The 23467-nt window shown below is 68.0% G+C and carries 12 protein-coding genes; 6 read left to right on the forward strand and 6 right to left on the reverse strand.

Annotated elements, in window-relative coordinates; all coding sequences use genetic code 11:
- Positions 1-250: 250 nt before the first annotated feature.
- Together ADL12_RS27535 and yicI are read right to left on the reverse strand one after the other, a co-directional pair.
- A complete protein-coding gene (locus ADL12_RS27535; protein WP_062706434.1) occupies positions 251-1261 on the reverse strand; it encodes a LacI family DNA-binding transcriptional regulator in 1011 nt (336 codons plus the stop codon).
- The gene (gene yicI / locus ADL12_RS27540; protein ID WP_062706436.1) at positions 1261-3513 is read right to left on the reverse strand and encodes an alpha-xylosidase; all 2253 of its coding nucleotides are present in this window, start codon (positions 3511-3513) and stop codon (positions 1261-1263) included. Before yicI ends, ADL12_RS27535 begins: the two co-directional genes overlap by 1 nt.
- A 152-nt stretch (positions 3514-3665) precedes the next feature.
- Here yicI and ADL12_RS27545 point away from each other — a divergent pair, with 152 nt between their 5' ends.
- Positions 3666-4601, forward strand: coding sequence for a cytochrome P450 (locus ADL12_RS27545; RefSeq protein WP_341846383.1), 936 nt, complete (start codon positions 3666-3668; stop codon positions 4599-4601).
- 353 nt (positions 4602-4954) lie between these two features.
- Here the strand turns inward: ADL12_RS27545 and ADL12_RS27550 are convergent, their stop codons facing one another.
- Entirely contained in the window at positions 4955-6307 is a 1353-nt protein-coding gene (locus ADL12_RS27550; RefSeq protein WP_244188073.1) for an MFS transporter, read from the reverse strand.
- Between the two features lie 83 nt (positions 6308-6390).
- Here ADL12_RS27550 and ADL12_RS27555 point away from each other — a divergent pair, with 83 nt between their 5' ends.
- On the forward strand, positions 6391-7365 hold the full coding sequence (locus tag ADL12_RS27555; protein WP_062706438.1) for a LysR family transcriptional regulator: 975 nt from the start codon (positions 6391-6393) through the stop codon (positions 7363-7365).
- Between the two features lie 80 nt (positions 7366-7445).
- Here ADL12_RS27555 and ADL12_RS27560 read toward each other — a convergent pair whose 3' ends face one another.
- Positions 7446-10934: a DNRLRE domain-containing protein gene (locus tag ADL12_RS27560; RefSeq protein WP_062706440.1), complete on the reverse strand. Its 3489-nt coding sequence runs from the start codon at positions 10932-10934 to the stop codon at positions 7446-7448.
- 518 nt (positions 10935-11452) lie between these two features.
- On the opposite strand from ADL12_RS27560, the gene ADL12_RS27565 reads away from it, so the two are divergent.
- Both ADL12_RS27565 and ADL12_RS27570 read left to right on the forward strand, forming a co-directional pair.
- Positions 11453-18715: a polymorphic toxin type 43 domain-containing protein gene (locus tag ADL12_RS27565; RefSeq protein WP_079052314.1), complete on the forward strand. Its 7263-nt coding sequence runs from the start codon at positions 11453-11455 to the stop codon at positions 18713-18715.
- 1224 nt (positions 18716-19939) lie between these two features.
- Positions 19940-20593: a hypothetical protein gene (locus tag ADL12_RS27570; RefSeq protein ID WP_159053315.1), complete on the forward strand. Its 654-nt coding sequence runs from the start codon at positions 19940-19942 to the stop codon at positions 20591-20593.
- Positions 20594-20701: 108 nt separating this feature from the next.
- Here the strand turns inward: ADL12_RS27570 and ADL12_RS27575 are convergent, their stop codons facing one another.
- Together ADL12_RS27575 and ADL12_RS27580 are read right to left on the reverse strand one after the other, a co-directional pair.
- On the reverse strand, positions 20702-20893 hold the full coding sequence (locus ADL12_RS27575; protein WP_062706444.1) for a DUF397 domain-containing protein: 192 nt from the start codon (positions 20891-20893) through the stop codon (positions 20702-20704).
- A gap of 14 nt (positions 20894-20907) precedes the next feature.
- Entirely contained in the window at positions 20908-21762 is an 855-nt protein-coding gene (locus ADL12_RS27580) for a helix-turn-helix domain-containing protein (RefSeq protein WP_062706445.1), read from the reverse strand.
- A gap of 230 nt (positions 21763-21992) precedes the next feature.
- Between ADL12_RS27580 and ADL12_RS27585 the strand changes: the two genes are divergently transcribed.
- Together ADL12_RS27585 and ADL12_RS27590 are read left to right on the forward strand one after the other, a co-directional pair.
- On the forward strand, positions 21993-22469 hold the full coding sequence (locus tag ADL12_RS27585; protein WP_062706447.1) for an ATP-binding protein: 477 nt from the start codon (positions 21993-21995) through the stop codon (positions 22467-22469).
- Positions 22470-22640: 171 nt separating this feature from the next.
- On the forward strand, positions 22641-23467 hold an 827-nt coding region (locus ADL12_RS27590), incomplete at its 3' end, for a hypothetical protein (protein ID WP_062706458.1).

Consider the following 23467-nt stretch of genomic DNA (forward strand, 5'->3'; position numbering starts at 1 on the left):
CACGGAACAGGGGATATCCGACAGGCTCCTAGTGAGCCGGGCCCTGCTCGGAGTAACGGCTCCGGGTGGGGCCCACCTTCATCTGGTGGCTCAGCAGCTGGCCGGATATCCCCACACGGCCTGGGGATATACGGCAGATTCCTGCTGAGCTCGGGCATCCGCCTGGGTAAAGCATCAGGGCCCAGACAGCGCCCTCTGCGTCCAAGTACAGCACACGAGCCCCCCACCCGGCAGCACGATCACCCTCAGTTCACGCCACCGCCCGCCGAGCCGTACTCCCCCTCTCCGTCATCCTCGGCGCCAGCAAAGTCGCCTCCGACACGGCCTTCCCGTCCAGCTTCTTCATCAGCAGCTCCACGGCCCGCGCCCCCACCTCCGCGGCAGGCAACGCGATCGACGTCACCGGCACCCGCAGCGATTCCGCGAGCTCGTCCGGGCAGATCGCGGTGACCGAAAGGTCCCCCGGCACCCGCAGCCCCAGCCCCTCAAAGGCGTCGATCAGCGGCTCCAGGATCGCCTCGTTGTGGACGACGACCCCCGTCAACGCGGGCTGCTCCCGCAGCAGTTGCTCGGCGACCGCGCGTGCCGCCGCGGGCGAAGCCTCGCACGGATGTACGGCGGAGGTGAGCCGCCCCCGGTCGGCGGCGGCCGTGAAGCCCTGCACCATCCGCTGGGCGAACGCCGTCCCCCGCACATACACCTCCGGCGGCGACCCCACCAGCGCCACCACCCGGTGCCCGAGCCGCGCCAGATGCTCCACGCATGCCTCGCCGGCCGCCATGAAGTCGAGGTCGATGCAGGTCAGCCCCTCGGACGAGGCCGGGAACCCGATCATCACCGACGGCCGGTCCAGGCCCCGCAGCAGGGGCAGCCGCGGATCGTTCAGCTGTACGTCCATGACGATCAGCGCGTCCACCAGTGCCGTATCCACGACCCGCCGCAGCCCCACCTCGCCCTCCTCCTGGGTCAGCAGCAGCACGTCATGGCCGTACCGGCGAGCCGTGGTCACCACCGACACCGCGAACTGCATCACCACCGGCACATCGATCCCGGCCCGCAGCGGCACCATCAGCGCCAGGACGTTCGACCTGCTGCTGGCCAGTGCGCGGGCGCCGGCGTGCGGGCGGTAGCCCAGCAGGCGGATGGACTCCTCGACGCGGCGTCGGGTCTCCTCGGAGATCGGGCGTTTGCCGCTGACGACGTAGGAGACCGTGCTGGGGGAGACCCCGGCGTGCCGCGCCACGTCCGTGATCTTCACCATCAGGCCAGCTCCAGGGAGAGAAACCCGGTCCCCGCCTGTGCCCGCACCGCGCGTTCGCCCGCCGCCAGCCCCCAGGGTGCGGACGGGTCGCTGCACGACGCCCGCAGCGTGTCCCCTTCCCGTACGACCGTGAAGGCCACCTCCCCGACCCGCACCGTCACCTGCGCGCCCCGCTCCAGCCCGAACGCCCGCAGCGTGACCCCGTCGGCATGGTCGTAGTCGGGCCGGTCGTCCACCGCGCCCACCGGGATCACCGCACCCGGCCGCACCAGCAGCGGCACGCTCTGGAAGCCGTGCTGCTCGCGCACCCAGCGCGGGCCGGTCACAGTACGTCCGCTGAGGAGGTGGGTCCAGGTGCCCTCGGGGACGTAGTACGAGACGTCTCCCTCGTCGCTGAAGACGGGGGCCACCAGCAGGTCGGACCCGAGCATGTACTGCCGTTCCAGATGCGCGCACCCGGGGTCGTCCGGGAACTCCAGCACCATCGCCCGCATCATCGGCACGCCCTCGGTGTGGGCGGTGCGGGCGGCCTCGTACAGGTAAGGCATGAGCCGCAGCTTCAGGCGGATGAAGTGCCGGGCCACGTCCACGGATTCGTCGTCGAAGTGCCAGGGGACGCGGTACGAGGACGATCCGTGCAGGCGGCTGTGCGAGGACAGCAGGCCGAACGCCAGCCACCGCTTGAACAGCGCGGGCGACGGCGTGCCCTCGAAGCCGCCGATGTCGTGGCTCCAGTACCCGAAGCCGGACAGGCCGAGCGAGAGACCTCCGCGCAGCGACTCCGCCATCGACTCGTACGTCGCCTCGCAGTCGCCGCCCCAGTGCACGGGGAACTGCTGGCTGCCCGCCGTCGCCGACCGAGCGAAGAGCACCGCCTCCTCCTCGCCGCGGTGCTTGCGCAGTACGTCGAAGACGGTGCGGTTGTAGAGGTACGTGTAGTAGTTGTGCATCCGCTCCGGGTCGGAGCCGTCGGACCACGTCACGTCGACCGGTACGCGCTCGCCGAAGTCGGTCTTGAAGCAGTCGACGCCCTGTGCGAGCAGCGCCTCCAGTTTGGCGGCGTACCAGTCGCGGGCGGCGGGGGAGGTGAAGTCGACCAGCGCCATGCCCGGCTGCCACAGGTCCCACTGCCAGATGCTGCCGTCCGGCCGTTTCAGCAGATGCCCGAGCGCCTTGCCCTCCGCGAACAGGGGCGAGCGCTGGGCGATGTACGGGTTGATCCAGACGCAGACCCGCAGGTCCTTCGCCTTCAGCCGGGCCAGCATCCCCTCGGGGTCCGGGAAGACGCGCGGGTCCCACTGGAAGTCGCACCAGTTGAACTCGCGCATCCAGAAGCAGTCGAAGTGGAAGACGGAGAGGGGGAGTTCGCGCTCGCGCATGCCGTCCACGAAGGACGTCACCGTCTCCTCGTCGTACGACGTCGTGAAGGACGTCGACAGCCACAGGCCGAAGGACCAGGCGGGCGGGAGAGCGGGGCGGCCCGTCAGCGCCGTGTACTTGCGGAGGATCTCCTTCGGGGTCGGGCCGTGGATGACGTAGTACGTCAGCTCCTGCGTCTCCGCGCTGAACTGCACCCGGGACACGACCTCCGAGGCCACCTCGAAGGAGACCTTGCCGGGGTGGTCGACGAAGACGCCGTAGCCCGCGTCGGTGAGGAAGAACGGGACGTTCTTGTACGCCTGCTCGCTGCACGTGCCGCCGTCGGCCTGCCAGATGTCGACGACCTGCCCGTTCTTGACCAGCGGGCCGAAGCGCTCGCCGAGGCCGTAGACGGACGTGCCGACGCCGAGGCGCAGCTGCTCGCGCAGGTAGTGCGCCCCGCTCGCGTCCCGCATGATGCCCATGCTCTTGGCGCCGCTCGAGGTGAGGGTGCGGCCGCCGGCCAGGAACTCGACCTGCCAGGGGCCGGTGCGGGCGACCCGGACCGACAGGGCGCCGGAGGTGAGGGTCGCGTGCTCGTCGTCGTAGGAGATCTGCGGGGCGGTCTCCTCCGACCCGGCGAGTTCGAACTCGGGGCCGCGGGGCTGCTCGCCGCTGAAGTGGGTGAGGGTGAGGCCGATGACGTCGGGCATCGGGGTGTGGGCGTTGATCGTCATGACCGGTCCCGTCATCAGGTCGCCGCGGGTGCGGATGGGCCGGGTCGGCGCGTGGATCTCCAGGGCGCCGTCCGACTCGGTGACGTCGAGGACTTCGGCGGGGTGGTCCGCGGTGACTCCCTTGCGCAGGAGCCAGTAGCCGTCCGTGAACTTCATGTGGGGGGTCCTTACTCGACTGCGCCTGAGGTGATGCCGGCTCCGTTCGTCGAATCGGTTCGACGATTTATGTCGAAGCGCTTCGACAAGGTATGGGCGGGCTGAGGGCGCGTCAATGGCTTGCGCGGGTCTGGGGCGGGAATGCGGGCACCATGACGATGACGACGACGGCCGCCCCGGCGCCGATCGTGACGGGAAGCCCCTTGCTCGGCTCGATGAGCGACCTCCTGAACGATCCCCTCGCCGCGTACCTGCGAGCGCGCCGCGACCACGGCGACGTGGTGCGTTTCCGGGCCGGGCCGCCGGGGCTGCGCTCGGACATCTACGCGGTGTTCTCGGCCGAGGGCGCACAGCAGGTGCTGGCGACGCAGGCCGCCAACTTCCGCAAGGACAACGTCTTCTACGAGGAACTGCGCCAGTCGGTCGGCAACGGGCTGCTGACCAGCCAGGACGACGCGTACCTGCGGCAACGACGGCTGGTGCAGCCGCTCTTCACCCGGCGCCGGGTGAACGGCTACGCCTCCCAGGTGGCCGACGAGGCTGCCTCGTTGGCCGCGGTGTGGCGTGAGGCGCCGGGCGGCACCGTGGAACTGGTGGGTGAGATGCACCGGTTCGCGCTGCGCGTCGTCGGCCGCATCCTGTTCGGGACCGACGTGAAGGAGGCGTTCGAGGTGATCGAGCGCACCCTGCCCCCGCTCCAGGAGTACTCCCTCAAGCGGGGCTTCTCCCCGCTCAAGGCACCGCGCACCTGGCCCACCCCCGCCAACCGCCGCGCCGGACGCCTCCAGGCGGAGCTGCACGCGCTGTGCGACGGGATCATCGACAGCCGCCGGGACCGGGATGACCGGGACGACCTGGTCACCCTCCTCGTCCACGCCGAGAACGCCGAGGACGGCAGCCTGGATGCCGACGAACTCCGCGAGCAAGTGCTGATCTTCCTGCTGGCCGGCCATGAGACGACCGCCACCGCACTCGCCTTCGGCCTGCACCTTCTCGCCCGGCACCCGCAGGAACAGCGGCGGGTGCGGGACGAGGTGGACCGGTGCTCGGTGGCCCGGAGGATGGGCACCCGCAGCCGCGGACATTGAGGCGCTTCCGTATCTGACGATGGTCCTGAAGGCCATGCGGCTGTACCCGTTACTCAGAGCCTTAGCGACTCTCAGAAATCCGGGCATTTCTGCTCGGAAGGTCCGTTCCTGGTCCTCTCGGACAAGGGCTACGGTTCACGCTTCACCGCCGACAGCCCGGACAAGTCCAGGTCTTACACCAACTCCACGTGAAGTTTTCGGTCTCCGAGCCACTCCCGGCGACCCGCCTCCCAAGAGGCAGCTTGTTTCGCGTACTGATGCAGGAATCAAGCAGCTGGACGGCTTGGCTTTCGCCGACCGGCAACCGCGACTCTACCAACCCCGGCTGACAAATGCTGACGAATGCCGAGACATCAGCCGGCAGTTGACGACTGTTCGCGCCCGTGATCGGCCGCCGCTCGGTCGCCGACGCGGAGATCGAGCGGCGCGAGCGCGATGAGCAGTGCCATGGCCGCTGCCATGACCGGCACGCCGTACCCCGTCGTCGGCGACAGGTGTTCCGCCATCCAGCCGCCGATCGCGCTGCCGGCCGCGATACCGCCGAGCAGGGCCGTCACCGCGAGGGTCATGCCCTCGTTGAGGCGGCCGTCCGGGGTGCGCTGTTGGACCAGGGCCATGTTGGTGATCATGGTCGGAGCCGTGGCCATGCCGGAGATCAGCAGGGCGAGGGACAGCAGCGGGAGCGAGCCGGTGAGGGACGCGGCGAGCAGGGGCAGCGTCAGCAGGGTCGTCATCGCCGCTATGCACCACGGGTAGCGGTACTCGGCGGGGGCCGAGAGCCTGAGCCGGCCGTACAGCAGGCCCGCCGCGCAGGAGCCGGCCGCCTGGAGTGCGAGCACCGCACCTGCCGCCGTGCGGTGGCCCTCCGCGTCCGCGAACGCGATGGTGACGACCTCCGTCGAGCCGAACACCGCGCCCATGGCGAGGCAGACGGCCAGCAGCGAGGGCATACCGGGGGCGCGCAGCGGCGACTTCACGGCCGTACGTCCCCGAGGCGGCGGCTCGGTCGAGCGCTGCGCCGCGAAGAGCAGGACGCCCGTCACCAGCAGCACCACCCCGACCAGCGTCCCCGCCTCCGGGAAGAACGTCCCGCACAGGAAGGCCGCGAGGACCGGGCCCAGCATGAAGCACAGCTCGTCGGCGGCCTGTTCGAAGGAGTTCGCGGTGTGCAGGGACTCGGCGTCGCCCTTGAGCAGATGGGCCCAGCGGGCGCGGGACATGCCGCCGGTGTTGGGAGTGGTCGCGGTGGCGGCGTACGCGGCGAAGAGGGTCCAGGCGGGGGCGTCGTGGCGCACGCACAGCAGCAGGGCGAGGTTGCCCAGCGCGGCGAAGAGCGTGGCGGGCACGGCGATCCGGGCCTGGCCGTACCGGTCGACCAGCCGCGCGGTCCAGGGGGCGACCAGCGCGGTCGCCGCGAGGCCGGTCGCGGTGACGGCGCCGGCGAGGGCGTACGAACCCCGGGCACCGGCGATCATCAGGACCGCGCTCACGCTGAACATGCCCATGGGAAGGCGGGCGATCAGGTTCCCGACGGTGAAGGCGCGGGCGCCGGGGTGGGCGAAGAGCCGGCGGTACGGGCCGGGCGGGCGGCTCCGCGTGCGCGGTCCGAAGTCGACGGCGATGAGGGCGTCGGCGGTGACGGTGAGCAACGGGGCTTTGGGGGCTTGAGGGTCTTTCGGGGCTTTCCTGGCGGGCTGTTGCGGCATGGATCCACCGTCGCCGAGAGTGGATCAAGGGGTCCAACACCTGTCCGCCGCGGATTCACGCACGTGAGTTGTAAGTTCGCCGCATGCCCGCCCATGCCGCTCACCTCGACCCCCGCCTCCTGCGTGCCTTCCTCGCCGTCGCCGAGGAACTGCACTTCACCCGCGCCGCCGCTCGTCTCTACGTCGCCCAGCAGGCGCTCAGCCGGGACGTACGGCGGCTGGAGCGGGAGTTGGGCACCGAGCTGTTCGTGCGGACGACCCGGCAGGTCACGCTCACGGCCGACGGCGAGCGGCTGGTGCCGTACGCGCGCCGCGCGCTGCAGGCCCAGGACGATCTGCTCGCCGCCTTCGGCCAGGCCCGCCCCCTGCTGGTGGACCTCAACTCCCCAGGCCTGGGCACCCCGCGCCGCGTCCTGCACCGGGCCCGTGAGCTCGCCCCCGACTGCGAGCTGATGGCCCGCTACGAGAGCGGCCTGACGGGCGCGGCCGGCGAGATGGTCGCGGGGCGGCTGGACGCCTCCTTCGGCCGGTTCGCGGGGCTGGACCCGGCGCTGCGGGCGGGCCTCGACCACCAGCCGGTCCGTTACGAGCCGATGGCGATCCTGCTGCCCGAGGACCATCCGCTGGCGGCATCGGAGGCGGTGCCGCTCGCCGCGCTCGAGGGCGGAACCGTCTACGCCGGTGCCGGAAACCCCCGTACGCCGGAGTGGACCGACCTCGCGCACCGGCTGTTCGAGGGGCGGGGCATCGAGGTGGCCCCGCCGGCCCCGCTCGCCGTCGGTGACGAGGAGTTCCAGCGGATCATGGCCAAGATGCGGACCCCCGTCCTCGCCGTCATCGACTTTCCGGCCATGCCCGGGTCCGTGCTGCGCCCCTTGATCGATCCCGTGCCCTTGTCACCCGTGTCACTGGTGTGGCGAAAGGGCCTGGTGCACCCGGCATTCGACGCCCTTCGACGCGCTGCGGCCGAGCTCACGGTCGAGGAGGGCTGGCTGGTGAGGCCTGCCGAGGGATGGATTCCGGCCATCGATGTGGCCACTGGGAGCGTTCACAATTGACACACGATAGACACGAAACGCCAGGTAGGGGAGGAACGGGCCTGGCCGCCAGTTTCGTCAACTGGCGGCCAGGGGCCGCGTCACCCGATGGCGATGCGTGTCTTCCAGTAGCTCGCCGGGGCGATGATCTCTGTGCCGGACCCCGGTACGACGGTGGCCTTGCCTCCAGAGTAGAGGCGTACCGATCCGTCCGACCGCACGCCCCATATGTCCGGGACGGCGTCGCTGTTGGCATCGGGGGTGCCCATCAGCAGCGGGAAGGCGCTGACCGCCCAGCCAGAGGCGCCGTACTCGCCGTCGAGGCCGTCGGCCGAACTTCCGGCGTTGCCCAAGGAAGCGAGGCTGACCCCGCCGCCGGAGGCGGCGATGCCCTTGCGAAGCAAAAGCCTGCCCGAGGTGTCGGACCGGTAGAGGAGGTCGGTGACGCCGTCGCCGCTGATGTCCAGCACGCTGACGATGTCCCGGCTGGTCCAGCCCGAGGTCCACAGTCGGGTCGCCTGGTCGATGGTCGCCCCGTGATAGCCGGTGAAGACCCACAACTCGTCGCCGATGGTGGCGAAGAAGTCGGTCCGGCCGTCCCCGGTGGCGTCGCCCGCCGACACGAACTGGGTCAGGCCGGCGGGGCTGGGGGCGCCGTCGGGGAGGAGGATCTCGCGGCGCTTGTCGATGTTGACGGCGCCGTAGCCATCACCGGGGTACACCCACAGCTTGCCCCCGACGCGCACGACCAGGTCCTGGAGGCCGTCGCCGCCGTAGATGTCGCCGTTGTGGGTGATCAGGGCGCCCTTGAAGTGACCGTTGGGCGCGGGCACATAGGGCGGCAGGTCGTCGCCGTTGGGGTCCTTGTCGGGGTTGTCCCGGTAGGCGCCGGGCATTGAGTAGTTCAGGTCGCCGGTGCCCTTGTTGAGGTCGGTGGAGGTGGACTGCGAGGGATACATGCCCAGGTTGCCGGCCTCGGTGACGACCATCATGTCGGGCAGCTTGTCGCCGGTGAAGTCGCCGGGGGAGTCGGCCTGGTCCCGGGGCGTGACGTAGAAGAAGTACTTCGTCGCCTGCGAGGGGTTGCCCGCGCTGTCCACGGCCCTGACGTAGAGCACGTTGGGCCCGGCCGTCGGCGGTTTGGCGTTCGAGATGGTCGCACTCACGCTGGTGGCCGTGCCGGCGGTGCGGGTGAGGCTGCCGGTGTAGCTGGGCGAGTTGAAGCCGTACTCGTAGCGCACGACGTCGCTGTTGAGCGCGCGCACCGTGAACGACCCGGGTGTGCCGAACTTCTTGGTGGACCAGTTGGCGTCCTCGGCGTCGTTGCCGAAGCCGTTCTCGCTGCCGTCGGCGTTGGGGAAGTCGGTGGAGCTGACCTTCGGCGGCCTGGGCGCGGTGGTGTCGAGGACGAAGCGGCACGGCGTCTTTGCGGGCGCGTAGCTCGAGCTGGCACCCGCGTCGTCGATTGCGCGCACCCGCCAGGAGTAGGTGGTGCCGTTGGTGAGCTTGCTGGTGGAGAAGCCCGTCGTCGTGCGCAGTGCGGTGTCCTTGTCACCGCCGACGGAGACCTTGCCGGTGGAGCCCAGCAGATCGCCCGTGGTCTGCCATTTGCCGTGCGGCCACAGGTCGAAGTCGAGGTGGTCGAGGTTGCTGTCCTTGTCGGAAGCCCGCGCCGTGAACGTCAGGTCGCCCGAGCCCATGCGGACGTACGGCTCGGTGGTGGTGCACCTGCCGTCGGGGCCGAGATCGAGCGACTTGGAGTCGACGGTCGGTTTGCGGTTGTAGACGAGCTCCAGCACGGGCGCGTTGTCCCCGTTGGCCTGGAACTTCTTCCAGGCGTACTGCGAGTGCTCGTCCCGGGCGCGCAGGCCGAAGGTGATGGTGTCCTTGCCTTGATCGGCCCGCTTCTGCGCGGCCGTCCTCACATCGAACGTCTCGTACGCGTCCCGGCAACCGGACTTGTATCCGTGCGCGAAGCTCTTGGTCGCGAACTTGTTGCCGTCGTGGAGCTTGGGGGCGTTCTTCCAGTTGGTCTTCCCGTTGACCGGGCCGGTGAGGTGGACGCTCATCGAACGGGCGCTGCACGACCAGGAGTAGGTCTCCAGCATGCGCAGCTTCGCACTGGTGATCTTCGCGCCCTTGAGGTCCTTGTCGTAGGCGATGTTGAAGTACGAGCGGGAGGTGCCCCAGGTGTCCGACTCGAAGCCGACGCGGGCCTCGTGCGTACCGCCCTTGTTGAAGCCCTTGCCGTTGTAGAACGTGGCGTTGGGGTGGCGGCTGTAGGCGGTGGTCCAGTTCTGGGTGTGCTTCTTCACCGATGGGTCGATGAAGACCGGGTACGTGGTGGCCGGGTCGTCGAGGAACGCCAGGTCGGGGGTGAGCGCCCAGTTCGCTCCGGTCAGGCTGGGCTTCACCAACTCGCCGCGTGAGTCGGGCGAGGGCCCATCGAGCCCGGGAAGGCTGAGCGTGGCCGCCGAGCCGCTCTGCGAGGGTGCGGGCGTCGGCTCGGCCGGGGCGGACGGCAGCGGGGACTCGGACACCGAGGGCTCGGGGCCGTCGGTGGCGGCCGGCAGAGTCTCAGGGGCGGTGTCCGCCTGCTCGTCGGTCTCGATGAGCTCCTCCGTGGGGCTCGGGCTCTCGCTCGGCCCGTCGGTGGCCGACTCGGTCGGTGCGGGGCTCTCCGACGTGGTCGGCTGGGCGCTGGCGCCGACCGATCCGTCGGTCACGGCCGGCTGGCCGCTGTTGTCCCACATCAGCGGGGTCGGCGACATCGCGACCTCTTTGCCGAAGACGTCCTCGGCGGTGAGGACACCCGTGACCGGATCGAGCCGGAAGTTCAGCGTGGTGGAGGTGATGCCGTACGAGATCTGCCGGGCCCGCGGATCGGCCGCGGCCTGCCGGTTCTTGAGGACCAGCAACTGGGCGAACCCGTCGTCGTCGGCCGTCAGTACCAGGTCGGCGCCCGGGAAGATCTCGGGGTACAGGGCGCGTGAGCCGTCGATGATCGGGGCTGGGACCGTGCCCGGCCAGGTGAGCTGGATCTGGTGGCCGTCGACGGTCAGGGTGACCAGGGGGCTCGCGGTCTCTTCATCGGCGGCGCTCTTCAGCCCTTGGACCAGGGAGACTCGGCGCACGGTGGAGCGCGAGGAGCGCTGTCTCCCGTCGCGCGATGCGGAACCGGCCGAGAACACGATCCGCGCGTTCGTGGCCCTGGGCTCCCAACCGGCCTTCGTGCGGTGGAGGTCGTAGTCGATGTCCCTCCATTCGCCGCCCACCTTGGCCCTGACCGGTGACGAGTACAGCTTCTTCGCCATCAGACCGTCGGGCCGCGCCCACGTGGTGGAGCGCGCGGTGCGCAGCGCGGTGACCTCGACGGACTTGCCCGTCTTCGTCGCTCGCGCGATCGCGGCGGCCTCGGTCACGGGCTCCGTCTTCGCCGTCGCCTCTCGATCCGACCCGTCGCGAGAACCCCGGTCATTCAGACCGAGGCCGATGAAGGTGATGCCGGTAGCGGCGAGCGCCGCGGTCAGTACGGCGGCGGTGGTCCGACGTCCGGGCACACGGCGCCAGTTGCGCGTCTTGCGCGTCATCGGGCGAGCTCCCCTTCCCCCCTTGTAACCGGCGCGGGACAGGGCGCGGCCGGGCGAGCAGATGATGACCCATGAGCGGGCTGTCGTCACCCTTCGGATGCGGCGACGGAGTTGAGTCGATCAACCACGCGGGCCGTAAAGGTGATTGGGCACGCACGTCCACAACTGGTCGGAGCAGCACTGGCCTTGGGAGCAAATCATCCCGAACCGCCCTCCAAGTCCCGGAATTGCAGGGATGTTTGCTAGTTGAACTGGCGAATTGGGCGAATGATCACAGAGGGGCGGGGGCTTCCGTTAGCTCGGGAAAGCGCCGCCTGAGCCTCACTTGCTGCTATGAATCGTTACGTACCGTGATGATCATCACATCCGCACAGGTGATCTAGCGGAACTCCACGGAGCCGTCACAGAATCTGCGCCATCTGATACGCCATCACGCGTGGTCCGCTCCCGGTCCCGCCTCAGTGGTCCGGGGGGACCTCGCCGTGTTCGGTCGTTCTTCGCATGTCCGTCGCCGTCGTATGCGTCGTGTGCACAGGGCCGTCGTACCTGCCCTCGGCGCCGTCCTGCTCGTGGGCCTCCTGCCCGCGCAGTCGCTGGCGCTGCCGCCCGACCCGGCGGTCGAGGAGAAGGGCCGCGAGACCCTGGAGCTGGAGACACTCGGCCAGGACGAGCCGGTTGTCGGCGAGACCTTCGAGCGGGACTTGGAGACCCTGAAGGTCGAGGTCCCACAGGACCAGGAATCAGCTCCCGCGGGCACGGCCACCGCGCCGGCCGCCGACTCCGGGACGATCAGTTTCGGCTCGACGGCGTCGGCCACCACCCAGGCCTCGGCCCGCACGGGCACGACCGCCCAGCAGGTCGCCCTGACCCCCGTCGACGACCTCCCCGTCAGTCTCGGCCAGGCCCCGGAGCAGCCGGCCCCCACCGGCACCTGGTCCGTCCAGGTCTTCGACCGCACCGCGCCCGTCTCCCAGGGCGTCGACGGTGCCCTCGTCAAGGTCCAGGCCCCGGATACCGGCTCCGTCCCGATCTCGGTCAAGCTCGACTACGCCAAGTTCAAGAACCTCTACGGCGCCGACTGGGCCTCCCGCCTGCGCTTCGTCCAGTTCCCCGAGTGCTACCTGACGACGCCGGACGTCGAGGCGTGCCAGGTGTACGAGGAACTGGAGACGACCAACGACACCAAGACCCAGTCGATCACGGCGACGGTCGACACGGCGGCGGACGGAACGGTCACCCCGGCCTCGGCGAAGGCCACCGAGGCCGACGGCCCGTCGATCGCCCAGGCGGCGTTCCGTACCTCGGCAACCCCGGTCGCTGCGACGGGTGACACGGCCGTCGTCGGCGCAGTGGACTCCGGCGGTGGCGCGGGCGGCACCTTCAAGGCCACGCCCCTGGTCTCCAATGGCAAGTGGGAGGCGGGCGGTTCGTCGGGCGCGTTCACCTGGTCGTACCCGCTGCTCGTGCCCGCGGCTCCGGCTGGTCCGGCCCCCAGCATCTCCCTCAGCTACAACTCCCAGACGGTGGACGGCCGTGTCGCGGTGTCCTCTCCCCAGGCCTCCTGGATCGGAGAGGGCTGGGACTACGACCCCGGCCACATCGAGCGCCGCTACCGCACCTGCCAGGACGACCGCAAGGCGCTGAAGTCCGGCACGCCCAACAACACTGCCAAGAAGGACAAGACGTCCGACCTGTGCTGGGTGTCGTACAACGCGGTGATGTCGCTGGGCGGCCGGAGTGTGGAGCTGGTGCGAGACGCGCCGGCGGGCAGCAACCCCGAGACCGACACCGAGATCTACCGCCCCCAGAGCGACGACGGCACTCGCGTCGAGCGCCGCACCGGCGGCACCAACGGCGACAACAACGGCGAGTACTGGATCGTCACGACCCGGGACGGCACCAAGTACTACTTCGGTCTCAACCAGGTGGGCGGTGGCCACGCCGACACGGACTCCGTCTCAGCCGTCCCCGTCTTCGGCAACCACCCCGGAGAACCCTGCCACGCCACCGCCTTCGCCGACTCCCGCTGTGGCGCCGGCAAGAAGCAGGCCTGGCGCTGGGGCCTGGACAAGGTCGTCGACGTGCACGGCAACACGATGGTCGTCAACTGGAAGCAGGAGACGAACTACTACGCCGTAAAGAAGAAGTTCACGTCCCCGGAGCAGTACGACCGTTACGCCTACCCGAGATCCATCGAGTACGGCATGCGCTCGGACCTGACCAAGCCGTCCGCCACCGTCGAGTTCGGCGCCGAACAGCGCTGCCTGAAGTCGGAGACGGCCTGCACCGCCGCCAACTTCGCCAAGACCGACGACCCGGGCGCGTACCGCCCCTGGTGGGACACGCCCGGTAACCTCAACTGCAAGTCCGCGTCGAAGCTGTGCCCGGCGTTCCCGTCCTTCTGGACGCAGATGCGCCTGGACACGGTGACGACCAAGGCCGCCCGCGCAGGACAGACCGGCCTCGGCAAGGTCGACACGTACGAGCTTCACCAGTCCTTCCCCGAGGAGTGGTACGACACCTCTCCCGGCCTCTGGCTGAACTCGATCACCCGTCGCGGCTTCGCCCCTGGCGACACCACCGGCACCCTCCAGCACAAGGACGGCGTCAGCTTCGCCGAGTACTCGGTCGGCTCCACCTCGCCTCTGCACGGCCGCCTGAAGGATCGCCAACTGCCGAACCTGGTGCCCAGCGGCTCGAACGACCAACGCCCCGCGTTCACCCGCCCCCGCATCGGCACCGTCGCCACGGAGTACGGCGGTGACATCGAGGTCGAGTACAAGGGCGGCTGCGCCACCGAGCCGTCCGAGGACAAGGGCGAGAACAACGGCACCTGCTATCCCGTCCGCTGGTCGCCGGACGGCGACGAGAAGACACCCGCGAAGGCCTGGTTCAACAAGTACGTCGTCGACTCCGTGACCGAGACCGACAAGGTCACTGCCCACGGCAAGCCCGTCCACACGACATACCAGTACACGGACCCCGCCTGGGCCAAGAGCGACGACGAGTTCACCCGCCCGTCCCTGCGCACGTACAGCGTCTGGCGCGGCTACCGCCAGGTGGCCGTCACCAAGGGCAGCAGCACCAGCAACCAGCCGAACATCCCGCAGGCCCAGTCGTACTCCGAGACCCGGTACTTCCAGGGAGTGGGCGGCGCGGTCAAGGACTCCACGGGCACGCACACCCTGCTCGCCGACGACGCACCGCAGTACGCCGGCATGACGGCGGAGACCATCACCTACCGGGACGCCGACAAGCGGATCCACAAGCGCACGCTCAACTACCCCTGGTCGAAGCAGACCGCGTCCCGCTCGCGGGAGGCCGAGAACGGCACGGACATGGATCCGCTGCTCGCGCACCGCAGCGGAATCGAGCGTACGGAGGAGATCCAGCCGGTCGACGGCAGTTGGCGGGCCGTCCGGACGCTGACGACGGTCGACGACACATACGGCCTGCCGATCCAGGTGGAGACCGCTGTGGTCAAGCCGAACGGCAGCACCGGTGAGACCCTCTCCGACCAGACCTGCACCAAGACGTCGTATATGCACAACCCATCCGCGTGGCTGATCGGTCTGCCGAAGGAGCAGCGCAGTACGGGCACGTCCTGTGCGGCCCACGACACGGCGGACCCGGCGACCAAGCTCATCAAGGCGGTGCGGAACAGCTACGACGACCTGGGTTACGCCGAGACACCGACGAAGGGGCAGGTCACCTCCGCTGCCGGGGTCAACGGCGCCGGAACCTCGTACTCGGTCGTCACCAAGACCACGTACGACCCACTGGGCCGCATCCGCACCATCACCAAGCCGGGCGTCGGCACCACAGAGACGCAGTACACGCCTGCCGACACGGGCGGACCGGTCACCTCGGTGAAGACGATCAACGCCAAGGGCCACTCCGTCACCACGACCTTCGACCCGGGCCGCAGCCTGGCGCTGACGATCACTGACGCCAACGGTCGGGTCACGCGCAACGAGTACGACGCCCTCGGCCGCCTGGTGAAGGGCTGGTCGCCGTCGCGTTCCTCGGGTGGCAAGTCCCCGGACGTGGAGATCGCGTACCAGCTGGCAGTGGCCACCTCCGCCGAGACCAAGCCTGCCGCTGTCACCACGAAGACGCTGAAGGACGACGGTACGTACAGCCGTCAGGTGACGATCTACGACGGCCTGATGCGCCAGGTCCAGACTCAGTCCGAGGCGCACGGCCCTGGCCGGATCATCACCGACACGAAGTACGACGACCATGGCCTGGTCGGTGAGCAGACGAGCGGCTACCTCGCGAAGGGCGAGCCGGCGGGCGAGTTGTTCGCGGCGAGATCGAAAGCGCTGATCCCGAGCCGGGTCCAGCACATCTATGACGGTCTGGAGCGGCCGTCGATCCAGCTGACGTACCACGGCGACACCTACAGGGGCGATTACCTCTCGTACACCTTCTACGACGACACCAGCGCCTTCACGGATCCGGCAGGTTCGACCGCCCCTCAGACGCGCACGTACACCGACGCCCTGGGCCGGGTCACCGCGATCCGCCACTACAAGGACAACGCCACCAAGACCAACTGGGAATCTGCCACGGCCGAGACCAGTGGCCGCAAGACGACGTACGAGTACGACGCCCGCGGCTACCGCACGAAGGTCACCGACCCGGCAGGCAACACCTGGAGCTACACGTACGACGCCCGGGGCCGCGTGACGTCGACCAGCGACCCGGACACCGGCAGGACGGAGACCTGGTACGACGACGCCGACCGCCCGGTCAAGGTGACGGACGCCAAGTCGCGGACGACGTACACGGACTACGACGAGCTCGGCCGGGTCACGTTCGTCCGTGAGGGCTCGGCAACCGCCAACCCGGTCAAGTCGTTCACGTACGACAGCCTGCCGGGCGCGCTGGGCCAGCCGGTCGCCTCGACCCGGCACACGTCGGGCGGCGACTACATCAACCGGGTCACCGGCTACGACACCGACTACCGGCCCACGGGCAGTGAGACGGTGATCCCGTCGAACATGCTGACCACGGGCCTGGGCGGCACGTACGCGTACGCGTACACCTACACCCAGACCGGCAAGCCGCACTCGGTCACCTTGCCTGCCGTGGGCGGACTGGCGAAGGAGAAGGTCGTCACCCGCTACAACGGTGACGGCCTGGCCGAGTCGACCTCGGGCCTCGCCTGGTACACGTCCGACGCCACCTACTCGCCGTACGGCGAGGTCCTTCGGACCGTGTCCAGCTCCCAGCCCCACCGGATCTGGACCACCAACTTCGTCGACCCGCACACCGGCAGCCTCCAGCGCACGGTCACCGACCGCGAGACCTCAGGACCGCACCGCATCACGGACAGCTACTACTCGTACGACGCGTCCGGCACCATCACGTCGAACGCCCGCAAGCTGTCGGAAGCTTCGGGCTCTACGTGGGACACCCAGTGCTTCACCTACGACGTGATGGGCGAGCTGGTGAACGCCTGGACGTCGAACATCACCCCGGCCGGCAACGCCACCGGCTGCAAGGCGTCGAACGGCACGATGTGGGGCTATCGCACCGACTACCGGAACTCCTCCGGCCCGGTGGCCCACGCCCCGGACACCGCGAGCGACAAGTCGAGCCCGGACGCTTCCTTGTCGTCGACCCTGGCGGCCACGGCTCCCGACGCGACGACCGTGGCCACGGGCGCGACGGCGTACCGCCAGTCGTTCACCTTCGACTGGCTGGGCAACCGCGCCACGCTGACGGAACACGACCCAGCGGACGCGACCAAGAACGTCACCTACACGTACGGCTTCGACACCACCGCGCAGCCGCACACGATGAAGTGGATCAGCTCCAACCCGTCAGGCAGGGGCAGCAGTTACCGATACGACGCCGTGGGCAACACCGAGCTCCGCGACCTGGCCGCCACTACGCAGGACCTGACCTGGACGTCCGAGAACAAGCTCGACACGATCACCGACGACGGCAAGAAGACGACGTACGTCTACGACGCCGCCGGCAACCGCATCCTGGAGAATTCACCGTCGGGCTCGACGCTCTACCTGGGCGAGACCGAGGTGACGACGGGCACAACGGGGGCGATCACCAAGGCTTCCCGCGCCTACGCCCAACCCGGCGCACCTACGGTGACCCGAACCACGAGCAACGGCGCGACGACGGGCCACAAGCTGAACGTCCTGCTGGCGGACCACCTCGGCACGGCCAACACAACTGTGGAAGTGTCGAGCGGTCAGCCCGTCACCCGCCGCGCTTTCAAGCCGTACGGGGAACTTCGCGGCCCCAAGCCGTCGACATGGCCGAACAAGCGTAGCTACCTGGGCGTTGGCATCGACGACGCGGCCACGGGCCTGACACACATTGGCGCCCGCGAGTACGACCAGAACTCGGGCCGGTTCCTTTCCGTGGATCCGATCATCGACATCGCGGACCCGCTGCAGATGAACGGCTACGCCTACTCTAGCAACAGCCCTGTCAGCTTCAGCGACCCCTCGGGTTTGTGTAGGCGGGACATCTGCGGAGACGGCTATCCCGTCGCGGGGGACGGGGAACGCGCGGGCTATACGGGTCAGCACAGCGGGGAGAAGCCGTGCACGTCGTGCAACGGACCGGCCACCAGCTACAACTACGACCCCGCAGAGGTATTTCCGGGCGTCCGCATCTCGACGAAGTGGAAGGGGCGCGACGAGTTCATCGACCGCTTCTACACATATGTGCATACCGCTAGGTACACCAACGGTGCCCTTCCAGGCTATTTGACAGACGGGACTAATCCGGAAGGAGCGCAGCAGCAACTCGGCTATTGGGGGCTGAACGTCTGTTGGGCCATGAAGTCGTGTCCCCGAGCCGTGATGACCAACTTCCTGAACATGTCGATGGGATTCGCGCAAACGGTCAGCGCAATTGCCGGTCCGTGGGGCGGGGCGGGACCGGGGAGATTGGCAGTTGGCGGCAAACCAGGAAAGGGGATGGCAGGAGGCTGCACCCGATGCTTCCTGGCCGGCACCGATGTCCTCATGGCCGACGGCAGCACCAAGGACATCGAGGACATTAGAGTCGGTGACGAGGTCAAGGCCACTGATCCCCGCACGGGTGAGTCCGGCCCCAGAAAAGTCACGCGCCTCATCATCACCGAGCACGACAAGCACTTCAACGAGCTGTCCATCGCAACAGAGGACGGCATCGAGAAGCTGACGGCCACGTACGAGCACCCGTTCTGGTCTCCGTCGGAGGGGGACTGGGTCGAGGCGGGAGACCTTGAGCCGGGCATGACGCTCCTCACGGACGAGGGCGACACCGTCATCGTCACCGCCAACCGCTCCTTCACCAAGCACGCTCGTACGTACAACCTCACGGTTGACGACCTGCACACGTACTATGTGCTGGCGGGCGAGACTCCCATCCTGGTTCACAATTCCAATTGCCTCATTGACGGAAGTGGTCCGGTCAAGGGTGTACTTGAGGTGAGCGACCGGGTGAAATCTGTCGGCGCGGTGAGGAACTTCAGCCCAAAGGGTGAGAGGGACTTCATCTTCGATCCGACCACAGGGCGCTTCGCGACTGGAGCCGACCAAGGTGTTGGTGGCCATGATTTCCTGGGGAGCGCGGTTGGCGCCGACAAGTCGACGATGGTCGGCGGTCGTCTACGCCGGGGGCCGAATGGGGAATTGCAGACCAATCAGTGGTCCGGGCATTATGGAATGAACTGGAATGACTCGGCAAGGAAGGCGTTCCAGGACTTCATGGGTCAGCACGGGATAACCGTGAGTCACACCCCGAGCATGCATTGGTAGGCAAAGTGGCATCCTGGCGGATCCTCCTCATGAGGCAGGTGCGGTGACAGTGAGTGATCTGATGGTCGAGCTCTCAGCTGTGCCCGAGAGCTGTTGGATCGTCTCTTCCTACCCGGATCAGGCCGGAGCCGTTGCATGGCTACCGCTGTCGCAGATCAGTACGACGGGAATTTGGTTGGGGTTCGACCGGAAAGGGGTGTGGACGCTGGGAAGGCTCGAAGGTGCAGTCGAATCCTCGGCGGGGAGCTTGCCCTCGTCTTGGGTGACGATCCTGGAATCAGACGAGAGGTCACTTCGAGCAGGATTGGATGCTGCTGCTGAACGGTTCGGACTGTCGCCCGAAAATGTTCAGAATCTGGTCCCCATCGAAGATGTGCTAACGGTGGCGATCAGAAGTCGAAGTAGTCACTGGGTAGAGCGAGCGGTCCACTGGATGCTGGATAGGGGTATCTCGCAAGAGCATTTGGAGCTCCTGCGGGAATTGTCCACCGCCAAATGGGCAAATCAACGGACTCGACATATTGCCAGACGCCTAGTGAAGGAATCCGAGTAGTAAAAGGCGGATGTCCTCCCGGAAAGGGCTATGGTTGGCGGCAGGTCGAGTCCGGAGAATTTCCTTCCTGGGAGGTTTACAGAGTTCGACCGTAAACTTAAGAAGTGTCAGGAAGGAAAGGTGGCGTAATGGTTCCATCGGTAAAAGTCTTCTTCCAAGAAGTGCGTGCAGCCTATGCTGAAGCAGCAATGAGGCTGGGTCTCGACGGACCGGAAGAGGCCGAAGATGTGATCCCGGTTTCTAGCTACAGGCTTGCTGAAGAGGAGCTCCGCATGGGGAGCCATCGCAACTGGGCGCCCTGTACGTGATCGGGAAAATGGTGATGAGCCCGTTCGGTCTTGAGAAGAGTCAAGGCGAGACTCAACGGGAGGCGGGTTCAGTGGATATCTTCGACGCGATCAATGCCAACCTTTCGCATGAACTGGTGGCAGAGCTCACCATTTTTGACGCCGAGAGTGCAGGGTTGTCCGACTGCGCTTTCCGGTGGCTCACAGAGGGCGGGCGTTCGCGAACTCACAGGCATCGATATCCTCCGGAGTGTTGAGCGGCACAGAATCTCCGGCGAGGGGTCCTCTCGGGTTCCCGCCCTGAAACCACATGGCGACTCGAACCGATGGTCCTATGTTTCGGTGGCCCCGCGCGACACATTCGACGTCCGCTACAACCCTTACGTGCCGGAAGTCTTCCCCTGGTTGATGAGGTTCATCGATGACCGGCCGGAGTCGGTCTCCGTGAAGAGCGGGAAATTTACAGACGGCGGCGAAATCGGTGACTCCGATGTCTGGATCTCAGCTACCTTCGACGAGAACCTTCCAGAATATGTGAAGCTGGTCATCTACATGGATGAGACGGAACTTCTCGAGCCGGAGAAGTCCCAAGAAACGCAGGACCGTCTCCTGCGGTCCGTCCGGTGGGTCTGCGACCGGTACAACGTGGTGTACGGGCATCTCTCCTACCATCACGCCTGTGAAATGACGGAGCGTGAGCGTTTCCTCCGGGGTGAGGCCGGTGACCCGACGCTCAATACCCCTCGGTGGCGCTCGGAGCTGCGGGGTTATTCATGGCTCATGGTCATCTCCGCTGACGTTGCCGTCAGATTGGGAGGCGCCGACTCCCTGCGGGATTCTCAGGCTTTCCACTCCGTGATCGCGCTGCCCAACGGATCCCTGCTCCTTCAGGCCACGCCGACGTTCCGGGAGTACCGCGGCCCGGCGGTCGAGAACGTCTACCGCGCCGTGCGGGACGTCCTCGTAACCGGCGAGTTCCGAGCCCTCTCGCCCATGCCCGGCGTACCTCCCGCCCACATGGTCGTCCTGCCGGACTGAACGGCAGGAGCCTTGTGCGACGGACCTCGCGCCGACGCGAGACGGGGGCACGGCCTTCATGGACGTACGGAATTCGACGTCAGGAGTGGCGCGTGATCAGCGCTCACTTCAGGCTCCTGGATCGCTCAGGCCCCTGAGAGCGGATATCAGTGCGCCGAGTTGTCGGGAGCCGGTGGTCAGGATCGTCTCCGGCTCATCGCTTTCGCGGAAGAGGATGTCTCCGGTAGAGGTGGCAGCGACGTAGACGCAGTTCGAGCCGTCGCCGCTGTAGGTGGACTTCTGCCAGTGGGTGGTCTGCATGGTTGTGGTCTCTTTCAGATGTCCTGGATCAGTCGGTGGATGAAATCCCGTGACTCTGCAGTGCTGAGCGCGCAGGACTCCATGCGGTCCAGCACGGCACGGTACTTGGCCAACTGTGTTTCGGCGTCGAGGAATTCGCAGGCGCCGTAATGCGTGTCCAGCTGAACGGTGTCGAGTTGCGGGACGGGGCCTTCGACGTAGTCGATGGACTGGCCCGTCGTCGGCAAGTGGGGTGCGCCGAAGGGGATCACCCTGACGGTCACGTGGGGCAGCTCGCTCATGTCGGTCAGGTGCTTGAGCTGCCCGCGAGCCACGACTGGGCCGCCGAAGCCCATACGGAGAGCCGCCTCGTGGATGGTCGCCGTGTACGGGGGTGGGTTCTCCCGATGCAGTACGCCCTGTCGCTTCATGCGGTGAGTGAGCCGGTGCTCGATCTCGTACTGCCGCATGGGCGGTGCCACTTGCTGGAAGAGGGCTCGCGCGTGGTCGGTCGTCTGCAGTAGGGCCGGGATGTGAATGATGAGCGCCGCGCGCAGTGCCACGGCATGATGCTCGAGTTCGGCGAGGTCGACCAGTGCGACGGGTGCGTGGTCGCGGTACTCCTCCCACCAGCCCCTGGCGCGTCGCCCCGTCATCGCGGCCAGGGCGTCGACGAGTCGGTCGTCCGTGCAGTCGTACACGCCGGCCATGGCGCGGACCCGATCGGCGCTGATGGGCGTCCGGCCGGTCTCGATCATGCTGACGCGCGCCTGGTTGACGCCGAGCAACGCGGCGGCTCCGGTGGCGGTGAGCCCGGCGCGCTCACGTAGCTTGCGCAGTTCGGCGCCCAGTCTCCGCTGGCGCAGCGTGGGGTTGCTGGTGGGCGGCACGGCATGTCCTTTCCTGCCATGAGGCGGCGGTGCTCTCCCTCACACGAGTGAAGGTTGGAGCTCTCTAGCTCAAAAGGTTAGATGCGTCTAACCGTCTGCCCTACGGTAGTCGCATACGGCCCAACTGCCCGTGCTTATAAGTCGGAAGCGCACCAACCCAGGCAATGCCACCGCACGGCGCAGCCATTGAGTGAGTCCAAGTCCCGTTCCCTGTCCTCCAGGAGCCCGTCATGGCCACCGTAGCCCCGCCCGACACCTGGGTGTACGCCCTCCGCCTCCCACATGACCCCCGCGCCGCACGCGTCGCACGTATGACCGTACAAGCCGCCCTCAACGGGCACGGCAGGGCCGAAATGCTGGACGTCGTCGAGCTGTTGACGTCCGAGTTGGTCACCAACGCCTACCGGCACACCAAAGGCCCCGCCTCCCTCCGCCTGACCGCCCTGAGCGACGGCCGGTTGCGGGTGGGCGTCTGGGACACGAGTTCTCACATCCCGGCTCCCTTCGACAAGCCGCCCGGCAACCTTGTTCTGCCTGCTCCGGCAGACGCCGTCAGCGGGCGCGGGCTGCTCCTCATCCAGGAGTACGCCGACCGCTGGGGCGGCTGGCCCCTCGGTGATGGTCTGCTCGACCGGGGTGCGGGGAAGCTGCTGTGGTTCGAGGTGGGTGGGAGGCGGGAGCGGTGGGTGCGGGAGGTGGCCGCATGATCCCCAAACCGACGCGTCATCCCCGCGGCAAGGTTCCCCCAAGATCCTGTGAAGCACGCCCACCCAGGTTCCGGCTGTCAGACCCCCGTGGAACACTGACGACGTTGCGCAAGTGAACGGGGTGACCCGAAGGGCCGAGTGGCCCAGGTGGTCGGTGGGGAGCGGACGGCGATGAGCAAGCGGCAAGTGCAGAAGATGCTGCAGCTGATGGCGCGCGGAGGGCCCGTCGAGCTCACCAGCCCCATGGCCTCCGTGAAGAAGCTCGCCAGGCTCGCCTTCGTCGCCCAGCAGTTCGGGTACGAGTACCTGGACGTACGGCAGAGCAGCGGGCGCAACGGCGCGCTCATCATGATGATCGCGCCCGACCCCAGCCCCCAGGCCCGCGCCCGCGCCGCGCAGAACTGGGCGCAGTATCCGAACGCCCACGACGGGGTCTCCGTACCTCCCCTCGTGCCGGACGCCTTCGAGCTCCTCAAGGCCCGCATCAACTTCGACCTGACCGGTAAGAACGCCGAGAAGCGGGCGGGCTACGCGGCCGTGGGCGTCACCTTCGGCGCCGGGCTCCTCGGAGTGCGGCTCGGTGGGGACGGCGCCGCCTGGATCGCGGCGCTGCTCACGTGGGTGTTCTTCATGGCGATCCTCGGCGTGGTCTTCGTCGTGAACCGTAAGCGCAACGTGAAGTTTGCGGCCCGGCTCCAGGCCGCCGGGTTCATGCCGTTCACCGAGGAGACCGGGCGGGTGCGCTACCTGCCGCCCGGCACCCAGCTGCCCGGGCAGCCCTTCGCCGCCGGGCCCTACGGCAACCAGCCCTCGACGGGCCCGTACGGCAACCAGCCTCCGACCGGCCCGTACGGCAACCAGCCCCCGGCCGCCGCTCCCGCCCCGGGCGCTCCCGCCGGTTACGGCCAGCAGGCCCCCGGTCCGTACGCCGGCCAGCCCGCCGCCCCGGGACCGTACGGCAACCCGCCCGCCACCGGCCCCTGTCCGACCGGCCCCTG

Source organism: Streptomyces regalis, from assembly GCF_001509475.1.
GTDB lineage: Bacteria > Actinomycetota > Actinomycetes > Streptomycetales > Streptomycetaceae > Streptomyces > Streptomyces regalis.